This is a genomic window from Actinoplanes sp. HUAS TT8 (assembly GCF_051380535.1).
In the GTDB taxonomy this organism is placed as follows: Bacteria; Actinomycetota; Actinomycetes; order Mycobacteriales; family Micromonosporaceae; genus Actinoplanes.
In genome coordinates, this window is the sequence record NZ_CP195646.1 from 2,146,445 (window position 1) to 2,169,090 (window position 22,646).

At 69.9% G+C, this 22,646-nt stretch carries 21 protein-coding genes; 7 read left to right on the forward strand and 14 right to left on the reverse strand.

Features of this window, described 5'->3' with window-relative positions; all coding sequences use genetic code 11:
- Positions 1-77: 77 nt before the first annotated feature.
- The 5 genes from ACSHV8_RS09405 to ACSHV8_RS09425 all read right to left on the reverse strand — a co-directional run bounded on the left by ACSHV8_RS09405 (position 78) and on the right by ACSHV8_RS09425 (position 8,763).
- Positions 78-1,715: an NAD(P)/FAD-dependent oxidoreductase gene (locus ACSHV8_RS09405; protein WP_436531408.1), complete on the reverse strand. Its 1,638-nt coding sequence runs from the start codon at positions 1,713-1,715 to the stop codon at positions 78-80.
- Positions 1,694-2,920, reverse strand: coding sequence for a cation:proton antiporter domain-containing protein (locus ACSHV8_RS09410; protein WP_436531410.1), 1,227 nt, complete (start codon positions 2,918-2,920; stop codon positions 1,694-1,696). The genes ACSHV8_RS09405 and ACSHV8_RS09410 overlap by 22 nt, the downstream gene beginning before the upstream one ends.
- Positions 2,917-4,086, reverse strand: a complete 1,170-nt coding sequence (locus tag ACSHV8_RS09415; protein ID WP_436531412.1) for an LLM class flavin-dependent oxidoreductase — start codon at positions 4,084-4,086, stop codon at positions 2,917-2,919. Before ACSHV8_RS09415 ends, ACSHV8_RS09410 begins: the two co-directional genes overlap by 4 nt.
- A gap of 63 nt (positions 4,087-4,149) precedes the next feature.
- A complete protein-coding gene (locus tag ACSHV8_RS09420) occupies positions 4,150-7,587 on the reverse strand; it encodes an NACHT and WD repeat domain-containing protein (RefSeq protein ID WP_436531414.1) in 3,438 nt (1,145 codons plus the stop codon).
- Positions 7,588-7,653: 66 nt separating this feature from the next.
- Positions 7,654-8,763 (reverse strand): tetratricopeptide repeat protein, encoded by a 1,110-nt coding sequence (locus ACSHV8_RS09425; RefSeq protein WP_436531416.1) that lies wholly within the window; start codon positions 8,761-8,763, stop codon positions 7,654-7,656.
- Here ACSHV8_RS09425 and ACSHV8_RS09430 point away from each other — a divergent pair.
- Together ACSHV8_RS09430 and ACSHV8_RS09435 are read left to right on the forward strand one after the other, a co-directional pair.
- Positions 8,762-9,541, forward strand: coding sequence for an alpha/beta fold hydrolase (locus ACSHV8_RS09430; protein ID WP_436531418.1), 780 nt, complete (start codon positions 8,762-8,764; stop codon positions 9,539-9,541). The genes ACSHV8_RS09425 and ACSHV8_RS09430 overlap by 2 nt on opposite strands.
- Positions 9,538-10,383, forward strand: coding sequence for an aldo/keto reductase (locus ACSHV8_RS09435; protein WP_436531420.1), 846 nt, complete (start codon positions 9,538-9,540; stop codon positions 10,381-10,383). Before ACSHV8_RS09430 ends, ACSHV8_RS09435 begins: the two co-directional genes overlap by 4 nt.
- A gap of 71 nt (positions 10,384-10,454) precedes the next feature.
- On the opposite strand, the gene ACSHV8_RS09440 is transcribed toward ACSHV8_RS09435, so the two are convergent.
- Complete coding sequence (locus tag ACSHV8_RS09440; protein ID WP_436531422.1) at positions 10,455-11,153, reverse strand: histidine phosphatase family protein; 699 nt, start codon at positions 11,151-11,153, stop codon at positions 10,455-10,457.
- Between the two features lie 2 nt (positions 11,154-11,155).
- Positions 11,156-11,881: an SDR family oxidoreductase gene (locus ACSHV8_RS09445; RefSeq protein WP_436531424.1), complete on the reverse strand. Its 726-nt coding sequence runs from the start codon at positions 11,879-11,881 to the stop codon at positions 11,156-11,158.
- An 88-nt stretch (positions 11,882-11,969) separates the two neighbouring features.
- Between ACSHV8_RS09445 and ACSHV8_RS09450 the strand changes: the two genes are divergently transcribed.
- Genes ACSHV8_RS09450 through ACSHV8_RS09465 form a run of 4 tightly spaced genes read left to right on the forward strand, consistent with a single transcriptional unit; the run spans position 11,970 to position 14,996 of the window.
- Entirely contained in the window at positions 11,970-13,337 is a 1,368-nt protein-coding gene (locus tag ACSHV8_RS09450; RefSeq protein WP_436531425.1) for an FAD-binding oxidoreductase, read from the forward strand.
- 13 nt (positions 13,338-13,350) lie between these two features.
- Positions 13,351-13,818 (forward strand): nitroreductase/quinone reductase family protein, encoded by a 468-nt coding sequence (locus tag ACSHV8_RS09455; RefSeq protein WP_436531427.1) that lies wholly within the window; start codon positions 13,351-13,353, stop codon positions 13,816-13,818.
- Between the two features lie 51 nt (positions 13,819-13,869).
- Positions 13,870-14,658, forward strand: coding sequence for a MerR family transcriptional regulator (locus tag ACSHV8_RS09460; RefSeq protein WP_436531429.1), 789 nt, complete (start codon positions 13,870-13,872; stop codon positions 14,656-14,658).
- Complete coding sequence (locus ACSHV8_RS09465) at positions 14,658-14,996, forward strand: VOC family protein (protein ID WP_436531431.1); 339 nt, start codon at positions 14,658-14,660, stop codon at positions 14,994-14,996. Before ACSHV8_RS09460 ends, ACSHV8_RS09465 begins: the two co-directional genes overlap by 1 nt.
- Here ACSHV8_RS09465 and ACSHV8_RS09470 read toward each other — a convergent pair whose 3' ends face one another.
- The 4 genes from ACSHV8_RS09470 to ACSHV8_RS09485 all read right to left on the reverse strand — a co-directional run bounded on the left by ACSHV8_RS09470 (position 14,997) and on the right by ACSHV8_RS09485 (position 18,101).
- Positions 14,997-15,878 carry a WD40 repeat domain-containing protein gene (locus ACSHV8_RS09470; protein ID WP_436531433.1) on the reverse strand — a complete coding sequence of 294 codons (882 nt, stop codon included), beginning with the start codon at positions 15,876-15,878 and terminating at the stop codon, positions 14,997-14,999. It lies immediately after the preceding gene.
- A 47-nt stretch (positions 15,879-15,925) separates the two neighbouring features.
- Positions 15,926-16,531 carry a maleylpyruvate isomerase N-terminal domain-containing protein gene (locus ACSHV8_RS09475; protein ID WP_436531435.1) on the reverse strand — a complete coding sequence of 202 codons (606 nt, stop codon included), beginning with the start codon at positions 16,529-16,531 and terminating at the stop codon, positions 15,926-15,928.
- A 122-nt stretch (positions 16,532-16,653) separates the two neighbouring features.
- Complete coding sequence (locus ACSHV8_RS09480) at positions 16,654-17,319, reverse strand: esterase/lipase family protein (protein WP_436531437.1); 666 nt, start codon at positions 17,317-17,319, stop codon at positions 16,654-16,656.
- 80 nt (positions 17,320-17,399) lie between these two features.
- Positions 17,400-18,101, reverse strand: coding sequence for a TetR/AcrR family transcriptional regulator (locus ACSHV8_RS09485; protein ID WP_436531439.1), 702 nt, complete (start codon positions 18,099-18,101; stop codon positions 17,400-17,402).
- 86 nt (positions 18,102-18,187) lie between these two features.
- On the opposite strand from ACSHV8_RS09485, the gene ACSHV8_RS09490 reads away from it, so the two are divergent.
- Positions 18,188-19,018, forward strand: a complete 831-nt coding sequence (locus tag ACSHV8_RS09490; protein ID WP_436531441.1) for an NmrA family NAD(P)-binding protein — start codon at positions 18,188-18,190, stop codon at positions 19,016-19,018.
- Here ACSHV8_RS09490 and ACSHV8_RS09495 read toward each other — a convergent pair.
- The 3 genes from ACSHV8_RS09495 to ACSHV8_RS09505 are packed head-to-tail and all read right to left on the reverse strand — an operon-like array spanning position 19,015 to position 22,567.
- A complete protein-coding gene (locus ACSHV8_RS09495) occupies positions 19,015-19,965 on the reverse strand; it encodes an arabinan endo-1,5-alpha-L-arabinosidase (RefSeq protein WP_436531443.1) in 951 nt (316 codons plus the stop codon). The two genes, ACSHV8_RS09490 and ACSHV8_RS09495, sit on opposite strands and share 4 nt — an antisense overlap.
- Before the next feature lie 42 nt (positions 19,966-20,007).
- Positions 20,008-20,835, reverse strand: a complete 828-nt coding sequence (locus ACSHV8_RS09500; RefSeq protein ID WP_436531445.1) for a MerR family transcriptional regulator — start codon at positions 20,833-20,835, stop codon at positions 20,008-20,010.
- A gap of 46 nt (positions 20,836-20,881) precedes the next feature.
- Positions 20,882-22,567: a methyl-accepting chemotaxis protein gene (locus ACSHV8_RS09505; protein ID WP_436531447.1), complete on the reverse strand. Its 1,686-nt coding sequence runs from the start codon at positions 22,565-22,567 to the stop codon at positions 20,882-20,884.
- Between the last annotated feature and the right edge of the window lie 79 nt (positions 22,568-22,646).

Consider the following 22,646-nt stretch of genomic DNA (forward strand, 5'->3'; position numbering starts at 1 on the left):
GAGCCGGCCCGCGCCCGCGTCCGCCGCGGGAAACGCGGGCTCACGGGCGCGGGTCTATCGCCGTACGGGAAAGGGGGTCAAAGGTTTTTGATCAGTTCGGCGGCCTTCGGGATCGTCGCCCGGTCGTAGTCGAAGTACGGGCGGAGCGGGAGCGGCGCCGCCGTGCGTCCCCACTGGTAGATCAGGCGCTGCGTCTCCATCGAGCCGTCGTGCCAGCGGCGCAGCACGTCGTGCAGGTTGAGCGGGGACGGTGACGCCTCGCCGTCGCCGAGGATGTAGGCGAGTTCGGGGACGGCGTCGGTCGGGGCGAGCAGGCCGTCGCGGACCCGGCGCATGACGTCGAAGCACGCGTTGAACTGGGCCTGGGCACTGGGCAGATCCGGACAGAACGAGCCGGGGACGGGGCCCTGGTGGAGTCGGTCGAGCAGTGTCGGGTCGGCGGTTTCGAGGTACTGGTAGTACGTGCCGGCGATGCGGATGACGCCCAGGTTCCAGGCCAGGTACCACATCTTGGACCAGGCCCGCCACAGGTCGAAGTCGCGGAAGGCGATATACGAACCGGCGATCAGTTTGTCGTTGTTGTCGAGAATGCTCTGGTTGAGCGTGTCGAGGTAGGCGAAGTGCGCGGCCGAGTAGTCGCCGGTCTCGCGCGCCTTCAGGAACAGCGGCACGAACGCCTCGATCACCGCCATGGTGTTGGCCATCCCCCGGCTGAACAGGGCGTCGATCGCGCCGGCGGCGTGACTCATCAGCACCCAGCGGTCGCCGACCGTGCGCGACGAGGAGAACTGCGTGCGGCCGGTGGAGATCCAGCGGAACGCCGAGGTGGCGTTCGCGAACTGGCGCTTGAGCGGCGGGAACCGGTCGAGGAAGTCGTTCCATTCCTGCTCGGCGGAGACACCGTCCTGCTGGGGGAACTTGTCCACGTCCAGGCTCAGACCGACGCTGACCAGGTCGGACTCGCTGCCCTCGCGGTTGTCGAACGGGATCACCCACATCCAGCCGCCGTCGAACAGGTGGTGCAGCGTGCCCTGGTGCCACAGGTTGGGCTGGCCGGACGAGTCCTCGACCGAGTCGTAGGGGATCACACCGCGCATGTGCGTGAAGATCGTCCGCGAGTTCGTCTCGAAGCGGCACGGCTCCTCGCGCAGGCCGAACTTGTCGGCCAGCACGGACGTGCGGCCGGTCGCGTCGATCACGTAGTCGCTGCGGAAAGTCTCGCCGTCCTCAAGCGTGACGACCGCGTCGCCGGGGGTGAAGTCCACTGATTGGATTCGGACACCCTCGCGGCCGATCGCGCCGTACTTGATGGCGGCGAGATATAGGTACTGGTCGATGTCGGCGCGCATCAGGTGCGACTCCGGGCCGAACGGGCCCTCGGAGACACTGCACTGCGTCACCTCGAACGGATCATGCTCCCGACCCTCGTGGTGATACACGAACCCGAAGTTGGTCTTGATGCCGCAGCGGTTGCTCACGTGCTCCTGAATGCCGCCACTGGTCGACACGTGCGCCAGCTCGGGCACGTCGTACCGGGCCGCGAGCAGCCGCAACAGGAACGACGTCTCACCGATGGTCGACTCGCCGAGAGCGAACCGCGGGTGCTTGGCCGCGTCCACGATCGCGACCGAGAGGCCCAGGCGCGCGAGGATCGCGGCCACGGTGCTGCCGCCGATACCGCTGCCGAGGACCGTTACGTCGACGCGGGTGTCCATGTCTCCACCTTCCGATTCTTCGATGTACGGCCCCCGCGCTCCAGCAGACTGAGCAGGGGACCGGTCGCCAGGGTCGTGACCACCGCATTGATCACGAGAACCGTGTACAGCGTCGTGGTGAGCAGCCCGGACGCCGCGCCCACGGCCAGCACCACGAGCTCGGTCAGCCCGCGCGTGCTCAGGAGCACGCCCAGGGTCAGCGCGTCCCGCCCGCCCAGCCCGGTCAGCCGGGCCGGACCGGCCGCGCCGGCGATCTTGCCGAGCATCGAGACCACGATGGCCGCCGCGAGCACTCCGAGGTCCCGCCAGTCCAGCGCGGAAAAACTCACGCCCAGGCCGGCCACCACGAAGAACGCCGGCAACAACAACCCGCTGCTCAGATCCGCGGCGCGAGTCACCACCAGGTCGACGGTGTCCCGATGACGAGGCAGGGCCAGACCGACCACGAACGGGCCGAAAATGCTGTGCAGGCCGATGCTCTCGGTGAACCAGGCGGCCAGCACGGCCGCGACCAGCACCCCGATCAGCAGCGCCCGCGGCGACACCCGGTCGAGCAGGCCCCGCCGCTGCGCCGCGGCCAGCGCGGGCCGCACCGCCAGGAGCATGACCAGCACGAACGCGGTCACCAGGGTCAGCATCACCCACGGCCGGTGGGAGCCGGTGCCGGCCAGCGCGATCACCGCGGCCAGCACCAGCCAGGCGACCACGTCGATGACCGCCGCGCAGGTCATCGCGATACCGGCGATCCGCGAGCCGGACAGGCCCCGATCCCGCAGGATCCGGGCCAGCACCGGGAACGCGGTGATCGCCACCGCCACCCCGACGAACAGCAGGAACGGCACACGCCCGGCCGGCACCCGGTACCACGGCCAGATCACCGCGGCCAGCAGCACACCCAGCAGGAACGGCAGCACGGTGGCGCCGGTCGCCACCGCGGCCACCGTCCGGGCCCGCGTCACCGTCTCCACCTCCAGGCCGACGATCAGCATGAAGATGACCAGGCCGAGCTGGGCGATCAGATTCAGGTAGGGCCGCACCGCGTCCGGCAGCAGCACGTGGCTGAACTGGGCGGCGGCGATCCCGGCGACGATCTCGCCGACCACCGGCGGCTGACCCAGCCGCTCGAACAGGAACCCGCCGAGGCGGGCCAGCACCACCACGATCGCCAGGCTGAGCAGCACCTGGGACAGCAGTGTGCTGGTCACTGCGCGTGCCGCCGCTCGGCGACCTCGTGGCAATACTCCACCCCGGCCTTGGCCTGAGCCGCCGCCATCGTCCGCCGGGTCCGGCCACCGGACTGCAGCTCCTGCTCGTACGCCTTGATCCGGGGCCACGTCGCGGCCGTGAAATACGGGATCACCCGGCGGGCGAACAACTCGTAGGACCGGCGGGTCGCCTCCGGATCCGCGATGTCCGACTGCTCGATCAGGAACGTCCCGAAACCGCCGCTGAGCTCCCACATCTTCTCGATGTGCCGGATCGCCTGGTCGGGCGTCCCGATCACGGCACTGCCGGTGGTCATCAGGACGTCGATCACGGCATCCGGGTCGTCGAGATCCACCGGGACGTTCATCGGCAAAATCTGACGAACAAATTTGATGTACGTCGTCAGCCCGTGCCGAACCTCAGCGCGCGCCTGCTCCTCCGTCGGGGCGACGTGCATCAGGCTCATCACCGACCAGCGACTGCGGTCGAACTGCAGGCCCACCTGCTCGGCCTCGGCCTGCGCGATCTCGGCCGTGGTCCGCAGCGGATTCTCCGAACCCGTCCCGATCGCCGCCGACGCACCGAACGACACGATCCCGGCCCCGAACCGGCCGGCCAGCCGCGGCCCGGCCGGGGACTTGAACGCGGCCACCCGGATGTCCAGCGGCCACTGGTACGGCCTCAGGTGCATGACACCCTGGTCGAGGTGGAACCAGTCGGTCTTGCGGGTGACCGGCCCGTCGTACCGCAGCAGCGCGGTGATGGTCTCGAGGGACTCCTCCATCATCCGCCGCGCCTGCATCGGATCGTGCCCGATCATGCTCGCGTCCAGCGGCAACGCCCCCGAGCCGACCCCGAAGATCAGCCGCCCCCGAGTCAGATGATCCAACTGGATGATCCGGTCCAGCAGCAGGAACGGATGGTGGTAGGAGAGCGTCGCCACCCCGGTACCGAGCCGGATCCGCCGGGTCCGCTGCGCCGCCGCCGCGATCATCAACTCGGGCGAGGCGATGATCTGCCAGCCACCGGAGTGATGCTCCCCGAACCAGAACTCGTCGTAACCCAGCCGGTCACAGTGCTCAGCGAGGGCGAGGTCACCCTCCAACTGCAGCGTCGGATCCTCGGTCGGGTCATGAAACGGAAACACCAGCGCGCCGAACTTCATGCGTGGCCCCCTACCTGCACGAATTACGCCCACTGTAGACGTTGATCGCCGTACATGCAGAGGTCAACTTTCCGACGCCAGGAGGCCGTAATGCCGCCGGTCCTCGGAGGTGAGCCGATGCCGGTCCTCCACGTCGAGATCCGTGGGCAGGTCGTTGATCGGGACGATCCAGCTCAGGACGCTGCCATCCGCGGTGATCAGGCTCAATTCACCGTCCCAGCGCAGTTCCATCGCCTTGCCCGTCTCCCGCGGACGGACCGCGGTGATCGGTCGGCCGTCCCGGCCGTCCCAGACCAGCAGGCGGTCCTCATCGGCGCCGGCGACGTAGACGGAGTCCGGTGACCAGCAGACCGCCGTGATCGTGGTCCGGTACCCCACGCATCGTCCGGACTCGGCCGTTGATTCGGGGAGCCAGATACGGATCTCTTCACCGACTGCAGCGGCCAGCTTCGTGCCGTCCGGAGACCAGGACAGGGCGCCGGCGTCGACCGATCCGGTCGCCCAGCGCTGCAAGATCTCTCCGGTGTGGCTGTCCCAGATCAGCACCGTGCCGTCCGGCGCGAGGCCGGCAAGACGGCGTCCGTCGGGGTCGAAAGTGACCTGCTTGGGGGCAGGCTCGCCGTCCATCAGCTTCAGCATCGTGCCCGTTGCGACGTCCCAGGTCGACACCGCTGGCCGGGACTCACCGAGGAAGGAATAGTGCGACAGTGCCATGCGAGATCCGTCCGGTGACCAGTCGAAGGGTCCCAGAGAACGCCCTTGGCCACCGAACCTGGTGGTCTCCTTTCCCTCGGAGTCATACAACACGACCTGATCGTCCGCGCTCGTAGCCAGGACCGACCCGGAGGGCGACCAGCGAGGTGTAACAAACGTGGAGCCGCTGGGCAGTTCGTATCGGATTCCGGCCGCGTCGAGCACCCGAACCGCTCCGACAGGCGTAGCGAGAACGAATCCAGATCGGCCGGGCGACGACGAGATCCGACTGGGCTGGCCGCCGGGTAACTCGTCGAGGCAGTCGTCGGCGAGACTCCACAGCGTGACACGACCGGTCCGGCCGCCCACGGCGACGGTGCCACCATCGGGGCTCCACGCAAGGTGTTCTGGATGGCCTTTCTGCCTCCGCCACACCCGTCCGGCATCGTCGATTTTTCGGAGCTCCACATGATGTTTGATGCCCTTGGACTGCACGTAGGCGATCACGGTGCCGTCCGGCGACCAGGAGATGGCCGGATCGAATCCGGATACCGGCCAACTCGCCGTTCTCCGCCCATCGAACGTGAAGACGGCGAGAATGAAGCCTTTGGCCAAGCCATCGGATTTCCTCGGGATCAAAGCGGCGATGAGTTCACCGGTCGGGGAAATGGCGAGGGTCGCGATCTTTCCGCGAACTTTGAAATCCATGATGGGCTCCGACCACGCACCCGGCCGGAAGGCCCGCACTCTCCCTTGGCCGGCGACAGCGAGGGTCTCACCCGACGGCGAGAAGGTGAATGCATCGACGATGTCTCCGGACAGGGTGTGACGGTGAACGGGGACCGGGCCTTCGATCTGATAGACATCGAGTTCGGTCGGCCGGCTCCGGACCGCGAACATCGCCGCTTTGCCCCAGCTGATCGCGTCGTCGCCCAGGTAGGAGATCGTTCGACCTCCGAGGTAGCGACCATCGGCCAGCCGCCATACGCCCATTCCACGCCGATCGTTCCGGCCCGTCACGTATTCACCGCACCGGCTCAGGACGCCTGGTTTTTGCATCCGGGGCTCGTCCAGGCTCAATTCCTGATGGTGATGGTCGGCAGACCAGGTGCATATCTTGCCGAACTCATCGAGGGTTCGCAGCCGGCCGTCCCCCAGCCAGACCATTGAACAGATATTCCTCAGGTGGCCGATCGGCAGTCGGACAATGGTGACGTCCGTGCGGAAACCCCACAACGTCAGCACGGATGCGGTGGTCCGGGCCAGCGCGACGGCCGCAGCTGCCACCGCGACGGCGAGCTCTGGATTGTTCGGCTCGATCCGCTGCGCCCAGGCCGCCGCTTGGTCGGCGCTCCGGCCACGATCTGCCGCCGCAGCGGTGCGGGACGTCTCTACGAGCCGGACCACTAATTCCGAGGTGTCCGAGTCGTGGACGACGGCCTCCGCTTGCATCAACGCAGACCCCCGAAGCAGGTCGTCAGCCGCGCCGTCCGCATGCCAGGCCTCGGCGCGGCGTTCCAGGAGGGTGATCCGCCGCAGGGATTCACGGTTCTTCTGGATGGCAGTGATCAGAGCTGGCCACTCGCGGAAGAACGCCTCGTGCGCGAACTCGAAGGCCTCCCCATGTCCGGTGTCGATCATCAGTCGCGCGTCGCTGAACGCGGTCAGGACGCGCCTCGCCTCATCGTTCAGGGTCTGCCGGGACACCTGTCGGCGAACCGGCTGATCGCTCTCGAGCCCGACACCGCGGAGCAGCGCGCTGTCGACGACCTCACGGGGAAGGTGGGCGATCAGCCCTCGGTACACCGCGTCGGCGTGTAGGGCGATCGCTCCGCCGACCCGCCCCGCCGCGTTGTACTGAGCAGTGGTGATGACGTCGCCGTCCGCGTCCTCGTGAAGCTGCTGCAGCAGGTGCGCCAACAGCGGAAGCGCATCCGCCTGATGGGCCGTGGACTCGATGACCATGGTGTTCACCAGCCCGTCGTCGAAGCGGATCCCGGCCGCCTCGGCCGGCCGCTCGATCGCCTCTCGGATGTGCTCGGGGCGAAGTGAGACGACGGGCAGCGCATCGACCGCGGGTAGGTCGGGCTCCGCAGCCGCGCCCGGGTGGAATTCCGGCCGCATCGCGGCCAGCAGATGCAGATCGGGATGGGCCTCCAGAGCCCTGGCCATCAGCCGGAGGAACGGACCGCGTTCGGCCTGGTCGCACCGCGTGTACAGGTCCTCCCACTGGTCGACGACGAGCAGCGTCGGTCCTGTCTCGGGATGGACCAGGGCGAACAAGTAATCCGGGCGGCCGTCCTGAAAGGCCTCGTCCCGCAGACGTCGGGCGGTGTGGTTGCGGTCCCCGCCGGCGTGGCACGCCGCGGCCAGCGCGCCGAACGGGTCGCCGCCGATGCGGATGGGCCCGAAAGACTGCCAGCGTCGGGAAAGGCCCGGCAGGACGCCCGCCCTGATCAGCGAGGACTTGCCGCTCCCGGAAGGCCCGACGAGCATGACGAACCGCTGTCGCGCAGTGGCGCCGGAGCGGTCCAGACGAGTGAGCACAAGACGGGTTTCGGTTTCACGGCCGAAGAAGACCGAGGCCCGACTGGCGTCGAACGGCGCCAGGCCAGGGTACGGGCTGCCCGGATGGGTCCAGGTGGGTTTGCTTCGCTTCCGCCGCCAGTAGTCCCAGCTGATCCAGGCGAGAAGGCAGATCGGGACCCAGATCCACGGATACTGGGTGATCGGCTGTAACGGACCCCACCAGCCGCCCACCTCCGCGGTCAGGATGTTGATCGCGAATCCGAAGAAGACACTGGTCAAGAACGGGACCAGGTCGCTTTGGTATTGGATCCGGCGCCGAGGCATGAGACGAACGTAAATGCGAGGTCAGCCCTCGCGCCAGGCGTCCCTCAGCTCGCGTTTGGTGTCGCGCCACCACTGGCCGAGCTCGGCGGTCCAGTCGCGGAGGTCGTGCCGGAACGTGGTCAGGGCCAGCTGGTAGCGGGGGTCGTCGCGCAGGGCGCCGTGGTCCTCGGCGACGGCCAGCAGCCACTGGGCCGGCACCAGCGCGACCGGGACGATCGTGAGCCACGGGACGGTCGTCACGACGTACGCGCAAAGGAACGCCGCCTGGAGGATCACCGTGAGCAAACCGGCATGCAGGGCCCGGCGGAACAGCGAAGGCGCCAGCCGCAGGCTGCGCCACGGTGTGACGCCGGCCGGGATCAGCAGGCGGGCGGCGAAACCGGCGACGGCCAGCACGGTGGCCGCCGCGAGCAGTCTCGCCGCCCAGCCGTCCAGGAACAGGATCATCACCGTCGGCGGCAGCGACCAGCGGCGGGCGGCGCGCAGCAGGCGGCGGATCGGCCAGACCATCGAGCGCAGGTCCGGCCGGGTCGGGTTGTCCCGGGCGACGTCGCGGAGCAGACGCATCGAGCGACGGACGCGCAGGCGTTCGGCGTCGAGCATCGCCATCAGCCACCGCCCGTAACGGTGTTCCGGATCGATGGCCAGCCCGGCCCGGACCAGTCGGACCGCCTCGTCCCGATCGCCGGCGTCGCGGGCCACGTCGGCCGCTGTGACCAGGGCGTTCGCGGAGTGCGGGGTCAGGGCGAGGCCGCGCCGGGCGGCGTCGCGGGCCTCGGCGTGACGGCCGTCGGCGACGAGCGTCTGGGCCAGGAGCAGCAGCTGGCCCGGATCGAGGCGGACCGCTTGTTCCGCGGCGACGATCGCCTCCTTGAACCGGAGCAGCGCGAGCAGGACGGCCGCGTGCTCGGCGTACGCGTCCGCGGAGTCCGGCGCGGCGACCAGCGCGGCCTCGGACGCGTCCCGGGCCTCGGCGACCTTGGCCTGGCGGCGCAGGGCGTAGGCGAGCAGCGTGAGCAGATCGGCGTCGCCGGGGGCGCCGGCCAGAGCGGTCCGCAGGGTGGTCTCGGCCTGCTCGAAGCGCTCGATGTCGATCAGTGCCTGCGCTTGCCGATAGGCGGACGTCGTCATGGGACGCGATTGTAAGATCGTCCTTGTGCTGACCGGCGACGGCTTTCCCCTGGCGGTTCAGGTCAGTGGCCGCGAGGACGGGCCGGTGCTGCTGCTGATCGCCGGGCAGGCGAACTCGCACGCCTGGTGGACCGGGCTCCGGGAGCCGTTCGAGGACCGGTTCCGCGTCGTCAGTTTCGACTATCGGGGTACGGGCGGAAGCCGCGGCCCGGTCGGCGAATGGTCCACGCCGTGGTTCGCCGAGGACGCCGCCGCCGTGATCCGGTCGGTGGGGGAGCGCGCGGTCGTCTACGGCACGTCGATGGGTGGCCGGGTCGCCCAGTTCCTCGCCGCCCGCCACCCCAGCCTGGTCGAGCGGCTGGTGCTGGCCTGCACGTCACCGGGCGGGCCGAACGCGCACGAGCGTTCGCCCGAGGTGCGCCGCCGCCTGGCCGAGGCGCGGGCCGGCACCCTGCGTGAGCTGTTCTACACCGACGCCTGGGACGGGCACAGCCACCTGTTCGGCGACCCGGCCATGAGCGCCGAGGAGAGCCGCGCCCACCTGCGCGCGAGCAACCGGCACGACGCGTGGGACGTGCTGCCGGGAATCAAGGCGCCGACCCTGGTGCTGCACGGCACGGAGGACCTGATGGTTCCGTCGGCGAACGCGCCGCTGCTGGCCAAGCGCATCCCGGGTGCGGTGATGCATCTGCACGAGGGCGGGCGGCACGGGTTCTTCGACGAGTTCGCCGGCGAGATCCAGCCGGTGATCGAAGATTTTCTTGAAGGAGTGGCATGAGCAGCATCGACCTCGGCGGGAAGACCGTGAACCGGCTCGGGTACGGCGCGATGCGCATCACCGGGCCGGGTATCTGGGGCCCGCCGGCCGACCACGACGAGTCGATCCGGGTGTTGCGGCGCAGCGTGGAGCTCGGCGTGACGTTCATCGACACCGCCGACTCGTACGGGCCGGACGTCTCCGAGGACCTGATCCGTGAGGCCCTGCACGACGGCTCCGGCTACGGCGACGTGGTGATCGCCACCAAGGGCGGCTTCACCCGGCACGGGCCGAACATCTGGGCCGCTCTGGGCCGTCGCGAGTACCTGCGCCAGTGCGTCCTGATGTCGCTGCGCCGCCTCGGCGTCGAGCAGATCGACCTGTGGCAGCTGCACCGGATCGACCCGCGGACGCCGCGCGAGGAGCAGTTCGGCGCCATGAAGGAGTTCCTCGACGAGGGCCTGGTCAAGCAGGTCGGCCTCTCCGAGGTCGGCGTCGAGGACGTGCAGGAGGCGCAGGCCGCGGGCCTTCCGATCGCCTCGGTCCAGAACCGCTACAACCTGGGTGACCGCCGCGCCGAGAAGCTGCTGGACTTCTGCACCGAGCAGGGCATCGCCTTCATCCCGTGGGCGCCGGTCGACGCCGGCAACCTGGCCCGGCCGGGCGGCCCGCTGGAGAAGGTCGCGGCCAACCACCCGGGCGTGACGACGGGGCAGCTCGCCCTGGCCTGGCTGCTGCGCCGCTCGCCGATCGTGGTCCCGATCCCGGGCACGTCCTCGGTCGCCCACCTGGAGGAGAACCAGGCCGCGGCCGCGGTCGAGCTCACCGACGACGAATTCGAGACCCTGGCCCGGGCCGCTTAAAACCGATTTCGCAGTACGGACATAGCCGCGCCCCCGTGGCGGTCTCGGAACAGGCCGCCACGCGGGTCCGGTCAGCGATAGGTGAGCAGGCGCGGATCCGACTCGGTGTGGGTGTGTTCGTTGAACGTCGACAGGGAAAGGCCGGCGCGGCCGGAGATGACCTTGGTGGCGCCGGTGTTGACCGAGACCCGGTTGAAGGACGCCCACAATCGGGCCGGGAATTCCGGGCCGGCCGTGATCAGGGCGGCGGCCATGGCGATCGGGCCACCGGAACTGACGACGAGAATGTCGCGGTGTTCCTTCAACAACGCGGAGACCGACGACAATGCCGTGGCCACGCGGGTGCGGAAAGCGGCGAACGACTCGGCGTACTCGGCGTCGTGGTCGCCCGACGACCAGCGCAGCGTGGCCGCGTCGAAGACCTCCTGGAACGCTCGGTCCGGACGCTCGGACCGGTTGAGTTCGGTCATCATCGCGGTCCGGTCGCGGTACGACGGGCGGTGGATCTCGACGACGTGCTGGAAATCGAACTCGTTCCAGTCGGCGTCCACGACCGGCGGGACCGCGGATCCGAGACCGTCGAGGATTCCGGACAGGGTTTCCTCGTGGCGGCGCATGGTGCCGCGTACGACCAGGGCCGGTTTGATGCCGCGGGCGGCCAGCGACCGGCCCAGGACCAGCGCCTGCTCGTGGCCCAGCGGGGAGAGGGCGTCGTAGTCCTCGGCGCCGAAGGACGCCTGGCCGTGGCGGATCAACAACAGGCGGGCCATGGTCACACCATCTTCCGGACGAGGGACAGCGGCAGAACGCGCATGGCGTAACCGATCGGTGCCCAGGGCCAGGCCGGGACGTACGCTTTCACTTTGCGTTTCTCGATGGCGGACACCATCGCTCGTACGCCGACGTCGGTTTTGACCATGAATTTGGTCTTCTGCCGGACGTGCGAGTTCATTTCCGACGCGATGTAGCCCGGATAGATGACCGAGACGTCGATGCCGGGAATGCGTTCGGAACGGACACCTTCGGCGATGGCCGCCACTCCGGCTTTCGTCGCCGCGTACGTCGTCATCGATTTTCGCATTCCGCGCAGCGCGGACATCGACGAGATCAGGACAAGATGGCCGCGGCTCTGCTTGCGGAAGATCTGCAGGGCGGCCTCGGTCTGCGCGAGGGCGCCGACGAAATTGACCATCGCGGTCTGGCGATTGGCGTCGAAGCGGCCGGTGCCCAGCGGTGCGCCCTTGCCCAGGCCGGCGTTGACGATGACCCGGTCGATGCGGCCGAATTCGTCGGCGAATTCCTGGAAGACGGTGAAGACGGCGTCGTCGTCGGTGACGTCCAGTTCCTTGACGATCACACGCACGTCCGGCAGGGACGCTTGCAGCGATCGGAGGCGGTCGATCCGGCGGGCGCACAGCGCGAGGTCGTAGCCGAGCGCGGCGAACTGCCGGGCCATCTCCTCGCCCAGGCCCGCGCTCGCGCCGGTGATCAGCACCACCCGTCGATCTCCCATGCCGACACCGTAGGGCACCCGGCTCAAGATCTTGCACCTGGAGTGCGATATCGGCGCGCGTAAGGTCGGACGCATGCCGACGATTCCGCAGCTGGCCGGTCTGGACGTGATCGACGACCCGGATGTCCTGGAGGGGCTCAGCCACGACGAAGCGGAGTGGGCGCCCTACGGCAAGGCGCTCGCCGCGGTGCGCCCGCGCACCACCGACGACGTCCGGCGCATCGTCCGAGCCTGCGCCGAGCGACTGATTCCGATCATCCCGCGCGGGGCCGGCACCGGGCTCTCCGGCGGCGCCAACGCGGTCGACGGCGCGATGATCCTCGACCTGTCGAGGATGAACCGGATCGTCGAGATCGACACCGGCAACCTGACCGCGACGGTGCAGCCCGGCGTCGTCAACAACGACCTGAAGGCGGCCGTCGCCGAGCACGGGTTGTGGTATCCGCCGGATCCGGCCAGCGCGCCCTGGTCCACGATCGGCGGCAACGTGTCGACCAACGCCGGTGGCCTGTGCTGCCTGAAATACGGCGTGACCCGTGACTACGTGCTCGGGCTGGAGGCCGTCGTCGGAGGCCCGGCCGGCGACTACGGGACCGTGGTGCGGCTCGGGCGCCGCACGACCAAGGGCGTGAGCGGCTACGACCTGACCGGCCTGTTCACCGGGTCGGAGGGCACCTTCGGGATCATCACCGAGATCACCGTACGGCTGCGGCCCGCGCGCCGGGAGGCCCCGAGAACCGTGGTCGGCGCGTTCGGCAGCGTCGTCGCGGCCGGCGAGGCGGTCGCCGCGGTGACCCGGGCCGGGCTGCTGCCGGCCGCGCTCGAACTGCTCGACCGGGCCACCCTGCGCGCCGTCGAGGAGTGGAAACACCTGGGCATCGAGGCCGACGCGGCCGCGCTGCTGCTGGCCCAGCTGGACACGCCGGGCGACGAGGAGGCGAGCGCGGTGGCCGAGGTGTTCCGCGCGTCCGGGGCGTTGTGGGCCGAGCAGTCGACCGACGAGGCCGAGGCCGAAGCCCTGTTCGCGGCGCGCCGGCTCGCCTATCCCGCGTTCGAACGGCTCGGGCCGGTGTTGACCGAGGACATCTGCGTGCCTCGCTCACGCGTACCGGAAATGTTGTCCTTGATCGAAGAAATCGCCGCGCGGCACGGGACGGCCATCGCCACGATCGCGCACGCCGGCGACGGCAATCTGCATCCGCTGATCATCACGCCGGCCGGCGACGACCAGGGCCGGCGCGCTGCCCAGGCCGCCTTCGAGGAGATCCTGACGGCGGCCATCGGGATGGGCGGCACGGTCACCGGGGAACACGGCGTCGGTCTGCTCAAACGGGACGGCATGCGACAGGAACTCGGCGCCGGGGTGCTGGCCATGCAGGTCGCGATCAAGCAGACTCTTGATCCACTTGACCTTTTCAATCCGGGAAAGGTGATCGGCTGAGCGGAGGCGGGCGTTGGTCTGGAGAAGTTTCTGGCGTGCGGTGGGGTCGATCCCCGGATTCACGCCGGTCGCGAAACGCACCGTCACCGTCGACCGCTGGCTGAGCCGCGTCACCCGGGGCCGCGTCGTCGCGCTCGGCATGGCGCCCGGTCTGCTGCTCACGACCATCGGCCGCAAGAGCGGCCAGGAGCGAAAATCCCCTTTGCAGTACGTCGGTGAAGGTGACGCCTACGTGGTTGTCGGCTCGAACTGGGGCGGACCCAACGCCCCGGCGTGGGTGCACAACCTGCGCGCGAATCCGCGGGCCACGATCACCGTCGGCGGGCGCGACATCCCGGTCGAGGCGCACGAGGCCACGGACGAGGATCGGGAGCGGCTGTGGCAGCTCTTCGTCGCCCAGTGGCCGGGCTACGCCCGCTACCGCGAAGCGGCCGCGCACCGCACGCTGCGGATCTTCCGGCTGGTCCCGATCGGCCGTTGACCTTCGCCCGGCGTTTGACCTTCACCCCGGGCGAAGGTCGAGACTGGGCCGGTGGATGACCTTCTGCCGATCGGTGCGTTCTCGCGCGCGACGCTGATCTCGGCGAACACGTTGCGCGCGTACCACGAGTCCGGGCTGCTGGAACCGGCCGCGGTGGACCGGCGCACCGGCTACCGCGGCTACCGGATCGGGCAACTCGGCGACGCCGCCGTGATCCGGCAGCTGCGGGCGCTGGACCTGCCGCTGGCCGAGATCCGGCGGATCCTCGCGGCCCGCGACCCCGAGGTGACCCGGCGGATCCTCGCCGACCAGCGGCAACGGCTGCTGGACCGGCAGGCGCAGCTGGAACAGATCCTCCGGGTCACCGGCGACCTGCTCGACGACCCGGCGGCGGTGACACCGGCCCGGGTGACCGAGCGGACCGTGGCGCCGGTCGTCGCCTTCACGATCACCCGGGAGGTCGGCGAGGAACAGTTCGCGGCCTTCTTCGACGAGGCGTATCCGCAGCTCATCGCCGCGGCCGGCACCGGGGCGGGCGGGCCCTGCGGGGCGCTGTTCCCGGCCGAGTACCACGACGAGCCCGTGCCGGTCACCGCCTACCTGCCCGCCGCGAGCGGCGACACGGAACTGCCCGGCGGGCGGTTCGCGGTCGCCGAGTTCAGCGGGCCCTACCGGAACATCTCGGCCGGATACCGCGCGCTCGGGGCGTGGCTGGCCGGAACCGGCCTGGCGATCGCCGGACCGGTCCGGGAGACCTACCTGGCCGGGCCCGGGGACGGGATCGCCGAGGAGGACTTCCGCACCGAGATCTGCTGGCCCGTTAACCACCTGGAGAACTGATGCTTTCCCTGGCCCACATCACTTTCGACTGTTCGGACGCGGCTGAACTGGCCGGCTTCTGGGCGCAGGCGCTGCGGCAACCGGTCGACGACGGCGCCAACACGCACTTCGCGACGATCGGGGCGGAGGCGGCCGGTCCGACGTTCATGTTCCTGGCGGTGGGGGAGGCGAAGGCCGCCAAGAACCGCTGCCACCTGGACCTGACCGCCGACGACCGGGACGCCGAGGTCAAACGGCTGGTCGATCTCGGCGCGTCGCTGCAGTCCGAGCACGACGAGTACGGGCACCGCTGGACCGTCCTGCTGGACCCGTCCGGCAACGAGTTCTGCGTGGCCTGATCAGGTCCGGACCCGGCAGTCACGCTCGGCCGAGCCGATCACGGCGAGGCCGGCACCGGCGGCGAGAGTGGTGCCGGGTTCGGGCTCGCCGAGGGCGGCGCCGGTCCGGGCGTCCCAGCGGTACACCAGGTCCGTCTCGCACGACACGAGGATCACCGGGCGGCCGCTACTCGTGTAAGCGGCCACGTCGACGATGCCGGCTGGGCCCTGGACGGGTGGTCCGATCGGCTCGCCCGACCACAGGTCCCACCGGAACACCCGGCCGGCACCGTCGGCGGCGACGAGGAGATGGCCGCCCGGGTAGGGGACCGTGGCCAGGGGAATCCGGTCGGCCTCGACGTGTAGCGGCTCACCGACGGGCACGCCGGTCAGAGCGTCGCGGCGCACGACCAGGCCCCGTTCGTCCGAGGAGATCAGCACCGGGCCCGGCGCCATGATCAGGTTGTGGACGATGCGGTCGTGTCCGGCTCGCGGTCCCAGGTGGCCCGGTGAGTCACCGGTCAGGACGTCCCATCGGCGGACGACGCCGTGCCCGTTCTGAGCCGCGGCGGCCAGCAACCGGCCACGCAGGGCGACCGACCAGTACTGATCCGGTTCGAAGCCGCCCGGATCGGGGAGCGGCTGCCCGGTGTCGATGTCCCATCGGTCGATGCCGTGGTCACCGCAGGCCGCGGCCACCAGCCGCCCGTCGGGCAGCCGGCCCGCGGTCAGGCCGTTGACGCCCGCCGCGGTGTACTCGCTGAGCAGTTCCCCGGTGCGCACGTCCCAGGCCGCGACCGGCCCGTTGCCGGCGGTCGCGGCCACCAGCACGGGCGGCCCGCCGGGGTCGGTCACCAGGGTCATCGGCCACCAGGGCCGCCGAGCCGCACTCCCGATGATCACGTGCGCAGCGTAGTGCTCCGCTAGATCCCGGCGATGGTCTGTGGGGCTCATTCGGCTCGGCTGAGGGCCCGGAGCAGGGCGGTCTGCCCGTGGCGGCGGGCCGCGAGGTGGCTGAGTACGCCGACGACCGTGTCGAAGCAGGCCGGTGGGACCGCCGGAGTTTCCACGCCGATGCTGGTGGCCAAGTCGTCGCCGTGGACGGTCAGTTCCAGCAGCCGGGTGACCAAGTAGTCGTCGAGGGTCAGGGACCAGGGGCCGAACGGCAACTGGATCACGCGATCGGGCGGCTCGGCCGGCAGCCGGCGGCGCAACTCGGCCAGGGCGGTGGCGGCGGCGGTGGCGAGCGCCGGTGCTCCGGCGGTGGCTTCGGCTTCGGCCGTACGTCGGATGTAGGTGTGTACTTCGCTGTCGAGGCCGTCGTCGATCCAGGTCGACCGGGCGAAATGCTCCTGGAGGGAGACGAGTTCGTCGGCGGCCGGGGCGTCCAGGACCGGCCCGACCTGGATGATCTGGCTGACGAGGTGGGCGGTGAGGCCGCCGACCCGCATTTTCGCGAGCGCGCTGGGGGTGTCCCAGCACCGTGCGACGGCCGGGTGGGTCACCAGCGTGGTGGTGATCTCGGCCGATTCTAGGTAGACGTCTCGGACGTTCACGGGCTCAGTGTGGGGACGGCCGGGCCGGGGCTCAATGCGCGCGGTTCCGCTTGGGCGGGTGGCGCGAAACGGCGGCGGCCGCGTACCCCGGTGGAGGGTACGCGGCGCGCGTCGCGGGACGGTCAGCTGGCCAGGAACGATCTGACCTGGGCGAGGGTGACGGTGTCGGTCAGGTAGCCGATGTGGGTCTGGCAGGCGACGTAGTTGTTGGTCGCGCCGCTGAGAACCGTGCTCGTGTACGGGATGATGATCCCGTCGCACGGCGAGTACCACGTTCCGTACTTGGTGCTGCCCGGCGTCTCGTCACCGGCGCTGAGCGTGTTGATGAACGACGAGCCGGGGTACATCTGCTGGCAGGTCACGTAGATCAGGCAGGCACCGGCGTACGTGGTGCCGTGGTTGGCGCCGGCGATCGAGGCCAGGTGCCGGACGTACTGGGCGCCGCCGAGCTGCTTGAGGTACCAGAGGCTGACCAGGCCACCCATCGAGTGGTTGACGATGTCGACCTGGGCCGCGCCGGTCCGGGCCCGGACCTGGTTGACGTAGGTCGCCAGGCCCTGCGCGTTGGTGATGTTGTTCCCGTACGAGTTGTACTCGTAGGCGAACAGTTCGCTGCTGGAGTAGCCACCGGCCCGGAACACCGACATGGCGGTGGTCCAGTTCGACGCGCTGCCGGTGTAGCCGTGCACGAACACCACCGGGGTGCCCGGTGCGGCGGCCGCGGGCAGGGCCGGGCTGAGCGCGAGGGCGGCCAGCAGGGCGGTGATGAGGACGACGAGACGACGCATGAAACCTCCTGAGTTCACGTGGGGGTTTCTGCATCCTCAGTGCAAACTCATCGGCCGCGCATCGGTGAAATCGCCAGCCGTCACCCGGCCGCCGTGATCCGGTCCAGCCACTCGATCAGCAGCCGGCGCTCGGAGTCGCTGAGCGCGTCCAGGTCGGGCGCGAGGGCTCGCAGGGCGACCGCGGTCGCGACCGGGCCGTCCGGAACCCCGGTCGGGGTGTCGGTCAGGATGCGGGCCAGGACGGCATCCATCAACGTCTCGCCCAGCGTGGGATCGCGCTGCTCACGGGGGGTCGCCAGCAGGGTCTGGATCGCGCCGACGCCGGCCGCCTGGATGAGGGCGACCGCGTGCGGCTCCGGGACCCGCAGCCGCCCGGCCGCGGCCAGCCGGTGCACGCGCGCCGCCAGGATCTGCCGTCCCCGGCCGGCGGCCGGTGAACCGGCGACCCGCTCCGGGTCGCTGAGCAGGCGGAACACGGCCGGGTTGGTGAGACCGAACTCGATCTGCCGCAGCCAGCTCGCCCGCAGGTCGTCGAGCGGGTCGACGTCGGCCGCGGTGGCCGCCTCGACCTCGCCCGCCTTGGCCGCGACGAAGGCGGCCATGACGTGCTCGGCGACCGCTTCGAGCAGGCCGTCCTTGTCGCCGAAGAGCCGGTAGATGGTCGGGGCCTGCACGCCGGCCCGCTCGGCCACGCCGCGGGTGGTCACGGCGGCCGGTCCGCTCTCCCGCAGCAGCGAGGCGGCGGCGTCGACGATCGCGGCACGGGTGTCGATCCGATTCACGAACCGACGATAACACCGACTTGTTATCGGTGGTTCCCGGCGCTACGGTGGGACGTGTTTCCAGTGATAACGAGAAAGGCGAACCGATGATAATCGTGACCGGAGCGACCGGCGCCCTCAACGGTGCGACCGTCGACCACCTGCTCGAACGCCTGCCCGCGAGCGAAATCGCGGTCGCCGTCCGGGACACTGCCAAGGCAGAACACTTCGCCGTACGGGGCGTCGAGGTGCGGCGGGGTGACTACGCGGATCCGGAGTCCCTGCCGGCCGCGTTCGCCGGCGCCGACCAGTTGCTGCTGGTCTCCTCGAACGACCCGGCCGCGGACGCCGTCAGCCTGCACCGCACCGCCATCGAGGCCGCCACGGCCGCTGGGGTGAAGCGGATCCTCTACACCAGCCACCAGGCCGCCGCGCCGGACAACCCGTTCGTCCCCGGCCGGCACCACTTCGCGACCGAGCAACTCCTGGAGGAGTCCGGGATCGCCTGGACGTCGCTGCGCAACGGTTTCTACGCGCACAGCCTGCAATGGCTGGCCGGGCCGTGGCGGGAGACCGGCGTGATCGCGGTCCCCGGTGACGGGCCGGTGTCCTGGACCGCACGCGAGGACGCCGCCGAGGCGGCCGCCGCGATCATCGCCTCCGGCGGCGCGTACGACGGGCCGGTGACGATCACCGCGCCCGACGCGCCCACGTTCGCCGAACTCGCGGGCGGGCTGGACGGAGTCCGGGTCCAGGTGCTGGACGAGGACGAGTGGGTGGCCGCGCGGATCGCCGACGGGCAGCCGGAACACATGACCCGGTTCCTGCTCGGCTTCTACCAGGCCGCGCGCGGCGGATTCTTCGCCGGCACCGACCCGCTCCTCGGCAGCCTGCTCGGCCGCGACCCGCGGACCGCGCGGGACGCCCTGCTGGGCTAGTAGATGAATGGCCAGCCTTCATCGTCGTACGCGAGGGAATTGATGCCGAGATAGGAAGAGCCGCCGTCGGCGTAGTAGTGGTAGATCAGCAGGTCGCCGAGGACGGCTTCGTGGCCGGGGCCGTGGATGCTGCCGTGACCGGAAACGATCTCGGTGCCGCCGCCCGCGGTCATCGGGGTGCCGGCGCGGTCGGCGAACGGGCCCTCGGGGGAGTCCGATCGGCCGACCATCGTGCGGTAGGTGCTTGCGGCGCCCTTGCAGCACAGGTCGAACGAGACCCACAGGTAGTAGTAGGAACCGTGCTTGACCAGGTATGGCGCCTCGATCGCGGTGTCGCCGCGGCCGGCCAGGCCGATGATCGAGTCGCCCTGGCGCAGGCCGGTGGCCGGGTCGAGCCGGATCTGCTTGATGCCGGTCCAGAACGAGCCGAACGTCAGCCGCCAGCCGCCGTCATCGACGTACAGATTGGGGTCGATGGCATTGAAATCGTCGGTCGTGGCGCTCTCGACGACCAGGCCGCGGTCGGTCCAGGAGCCGGACTCGCCGGTCGGTGACGTGGCCAGGAAGATCGCCGAGTGGTTGGAGCCGAACGACGAGGCCGAGTAGTAGAGGTAGTACTGCCCGTTGTGGAAGGAGATATCCGGCGCCCAGAGGTCTTTGTTGTCGCCCAGGTACGGCTTCGCCCACGGGGTCCCGGACGGGAAGGCGGCGCCCGCGCCGGCCCAGGTCTCGCGGTCGGCCGACGTCTTGAGCTGGATGTTCTCACCGGTGAAGGCGAGCAGATATCCGCCCGCCGCGGTCTTGACCATGGACGGGTCGTGCGCGTTGGTGTCCCCGAGCACCAGGGCTGGATCCGGATAGACGGCCGGCCGGGTCGGCGTCGCGGCCGAGCAGGCCGACAGTGTGAGGGCGGCGGCGACCAGCGCGATACGGCGGCGGAGGGACATGCCGCACGATGCTAAAGCGTCTTTGCAGCGCTGCAAAGAGGTTCACGGGAACGGCAGGGTGTCGATGTCGGCCAGGACGACCTTGCGGTCCTCGGGGTCGGCGACGGTCTCGGCCAGGGCGAGGGCCTGGCTGCGGGAATCGCGGGCGGCTTCGAGATCACCGGCGACGGCCTGGGCCCGGGCCAGGCCCTCGTGGGCGCTGGCGATCAGCCACGTCTCCGCCCCGGGGCGATCGGCGTAGGCGAGGCAGCGCCGGGCGTGATAGAGCGCCGGCTCGCCCCGGCCGAGCGTGGCGTAGACGCGGGAACACTGCCACTCGCCGATGGCCCGATTCTGATCATCGCCGACGTTCTCCCAGTGGAACCGGGACGCGTGCGCCATGTGGATCATCCGCTCGTCCTCGCCGGGCGTGCGGGACTCCTTCTCGATCAGGGTCCAGGTCTGGTTGAACAGCGTACGGGCCAGTTCGCGCTCGTCGGTGACGTTCGGGGTCGGGGGCTGGGTCAGGGCCATGAGGACTCCTTGTGAGTCGTCGAGGAGATGATCGAGGGAGTGCAGGGCGCGCCGGATCCGGTCGTCACGGGCCTGCAGGGCGGCCCGGTGCCGGGACAGCAGGCGGCGGGCCTCGTCGTCGCCCGCGCCGGTCAGAAGGGCCCGGATCGCATCGAGGGGGACGTCGAGAGCGCGCAGCCGGGCGATGGTCGCGGCCGTCGCGACCTGGTCCTCGGCGTACCACCGGTAACCGTCGGCCGAGACCGCCCGCGGCGCGAACAGGCCCAGGCGGTCGTAGTGCCGCAACGCCTTCGTGCTGAGCCCGGCCCGGCGGGCGACCTCGCCGACCGACAGCATCCCGGTCTCACGCGCTCCCATGCGAGCCAGGCTACGAGCTTGCCGCGCGGCAAGGTCAACAAGAGTTTTAGAAGCGGTCGAACTTCGCTTCCAGGTCGACGGGAGCGGTGGTCGACGCCGACGCCATCGCCGGTGTCGAGTTCTCGTTGTACGAACCCCAGTTGGTGCGCCCCGAGTTCGACGGCCACGAGCTGCGGGCCGGCGCCGATACCGTCCGCCGGTGCGAGCCGCCGACCTGGAAGAAGTCCATCAGCGAGGTCAGCTGCGCGGTCTGTGCGGACATCTGCTGTGCGGTCGCCGCCAGCTCCTCGCTGGACGACGCGGTCTGCTCGGTGACCTTGCCGATCTGCGACATCGCGATGTTGATCTGGCGCACCCCGGTCGACTGCTCCCCGCTGGCGGCGGCGATCTCCTGGACCAGATCCGACGTACGGATGATGTTGGGAATCATCGTCGACAGCAGGTCACCGGCCTTCTCGGCGGTCTGCACGCTGCCCGCGGCCAGTTCGCTGATCTCCTGTGCGGCGATCTGGCTGCGCTCGGCCAGTTTGCCGACCTCGGTGGCGACCACCGCGAAGCCCTTGCCGTGCTCGCCGGCCCGCGCCGCCTCGATCGTCGCGTTCAGGGCCAGCATGTTGGTCTGGAACGCGATGTCGTCGATGATCGCGATCTTGCTGGTGATCTCCTTCATCGCGGCGACGGTCTTCTGCACCGCGTCGCCGCCCTCCTGGGCCTCGGCCGCGGTGTTGGTGGCGATGCCCTCGGTGGCCGCCGCGTTCTCGCTGTTCTGACCGATTCCGGCGGTCATCTGCTCGATGCTGGCGGTGGTCTCCTCGACGCTCGCGGCCTGCTCGGTGGCGGCCTGCGACAGGCTCTGCGAGGCGCCGCTGATCTGCATGGACGCGCTGTTGAGCTGGGAGGCGGACTCGACCACGGTGGAGACGGTCTCGTTGAGCCGGCCCATCGCGCTGTTCAGTGCCTCGCCCATCCGGCCGACCTCGTCGCGTCCGTAGACGGTCACCCGCTGGTCGAGCCGGCCCTGGGCCAGCCCGGTGAGCACGGCGACGGTCTCGTTCAGGGGCCGGGCCAGGGCCCGGGTGATGAACTGGACCACGGTGAACGTGAGCAGCAGCGCCACCACGATCAGGATGATCATCAACATCCGGGCGTTGCCGTACGCGTTCGACGACTGGTCGAGCGACGACTTGGCCGCCGTGTCGTTCTTGGTGATCAGGTTGTCGACCGCGGTGTTTATCGCGTCGGCGATCGGCGTCACCTGGTCGCTGACCACGCTGTTGAACTGGGTGAGGTTGCCGGCCACGGCCAGCGGCCGCAGCTTCTCGGTGAGCACCTTGGTGTAGGCGGTCCAGTTGGACGTGAACGACTCCTGGTCCGGGTCACCCTTGGCGGTGGTCGCGAACGACGTCCACACCTCGTTCATGGTGGTGACCGAGCCGTCCAGCCGGTCCAGGGCGGCGTCCATCGCCGTGCCCTTCCCGGACATCGCCACGTTGCGCAGCGCCAGCCGGACGTCCCGGTAGTCGGCCGCCACCTCGCCCAGCAGCCGCACGTCGTGCAGGTTGCTGTGGTAGAGCTCGGCCAGACGGTCCTGGGTGCGGCTGAGCTGCACCAGCCCGACCACCCCGATGACGATCAGCAGGGCGCAGACGATGCCCGCGAGGCCGCGAAGCTTCCAGGCGATCGGCATATCCCGGACGGCGAAACGGCTGCCTGTTACCGACGACTCTGCCACCGCGCCAGCGTATGCAAACAGACGCCGGACCGATGCGTTTCCCCTGGAAAGCGGGCCGGGGCCGAGGTTGGTCTGATCG

What these genes read in the sequence shown, in the direction of transcription:
- ACSHV8_RS09430 (WP_436531418.1), top strand. Translation starts at nt 8,762, where the DNA reads ATGGGACGCGATTGTAAGATCGTCCTTGTGCTGACCGGCGACGGCTTT.
- ACSHV8_RS09495 (WP_436531443.1), bottom strand. Translation starts at nt 19,965, where the DNA reads ATGTCCCTCCGCCGCCGTATCGCGCTGGTCGCCGCCGCCCTCACACTG.
- ACSHV8_RS09480 (WP_436531437.1), bottom strand. Translation starts at nt 17,319, where the DNA reads ATGCGTCGTCTCGTCGTCCTCATCACCGCCCTGCTGGCCGCCCTCGCG.
- ACSHV8_RS09435 (WP_436531420.1), top strand. Translation starts at nt 9,538, where the DNA reads ATGAGCAGCATCGACCTCGGCGGGAAGACCGTGAACCGGCTCGGGTAC.
- ACSHV8_RS09465 (WP_436531431.1), top strand. Translation starts at nt 14,658, where the DNA reads ATGCTTTCCCTGGCCCACATCACTTTCGACTGTTCGGACGCGGCTGAA.
- ACSHV8_RS09450 (WP_436531425.1), top strand. Translation starts at nt 11,970, where the DNA reads ATGCCGACGATTCCGCAGCTGGCCGGTCTGGACGTGATCGACGACCCG.
- ACSHV8_RS09500 (WP_436531445.1), bottom strand. Translation starts at nt 20,835, where the DNA reads ATGGGAGCGCGTGAGACCGGGATGCTGTCGGTCGGCGAGGTCGCCCGC.
- ACSHV8_RS09405 (WP_436531408.1), bottom strand. Translation starts at nt 1,715, where the DNA reads ATGGACACCCGCGTCGACGTAACGGTCCTCGGCAGCGGTATCGGCGGC.
- ACSHV8_RS09440 (WP_436531422.1), bottom strand. Translation starts at nt 11,153, where the DNA reads ATGGCCCGCCTGTTGTTGATCCGCCACGGCCAGGCGTCCTTCGGCGCC.
- ACSHV8_RS09490 (WP_436531441.1), top strand. Translation starts at nt 18,188, where the DNA reads ATGATAATCGTGACCGGAGCGACCGGCGCCCTCAACGGTGCGACCGTC.
- ACSHV8_RS09415 (WP_436531412.1), bottom strand. Translation starts at nt 4,086, where the DNA reads ATGAAGTTCGGCGCGCTGGTGTTTCCGTTTCATGACCCGACCGAGGAT.
- ACSHV8_RS09425 (WP_436531416.1), bottom strand. Translation starts at nt 8,763, where the DNA reads ATGACGACGTCCGCCTATCGGCAAGCGCAGGCACTGATCGACATCGAG.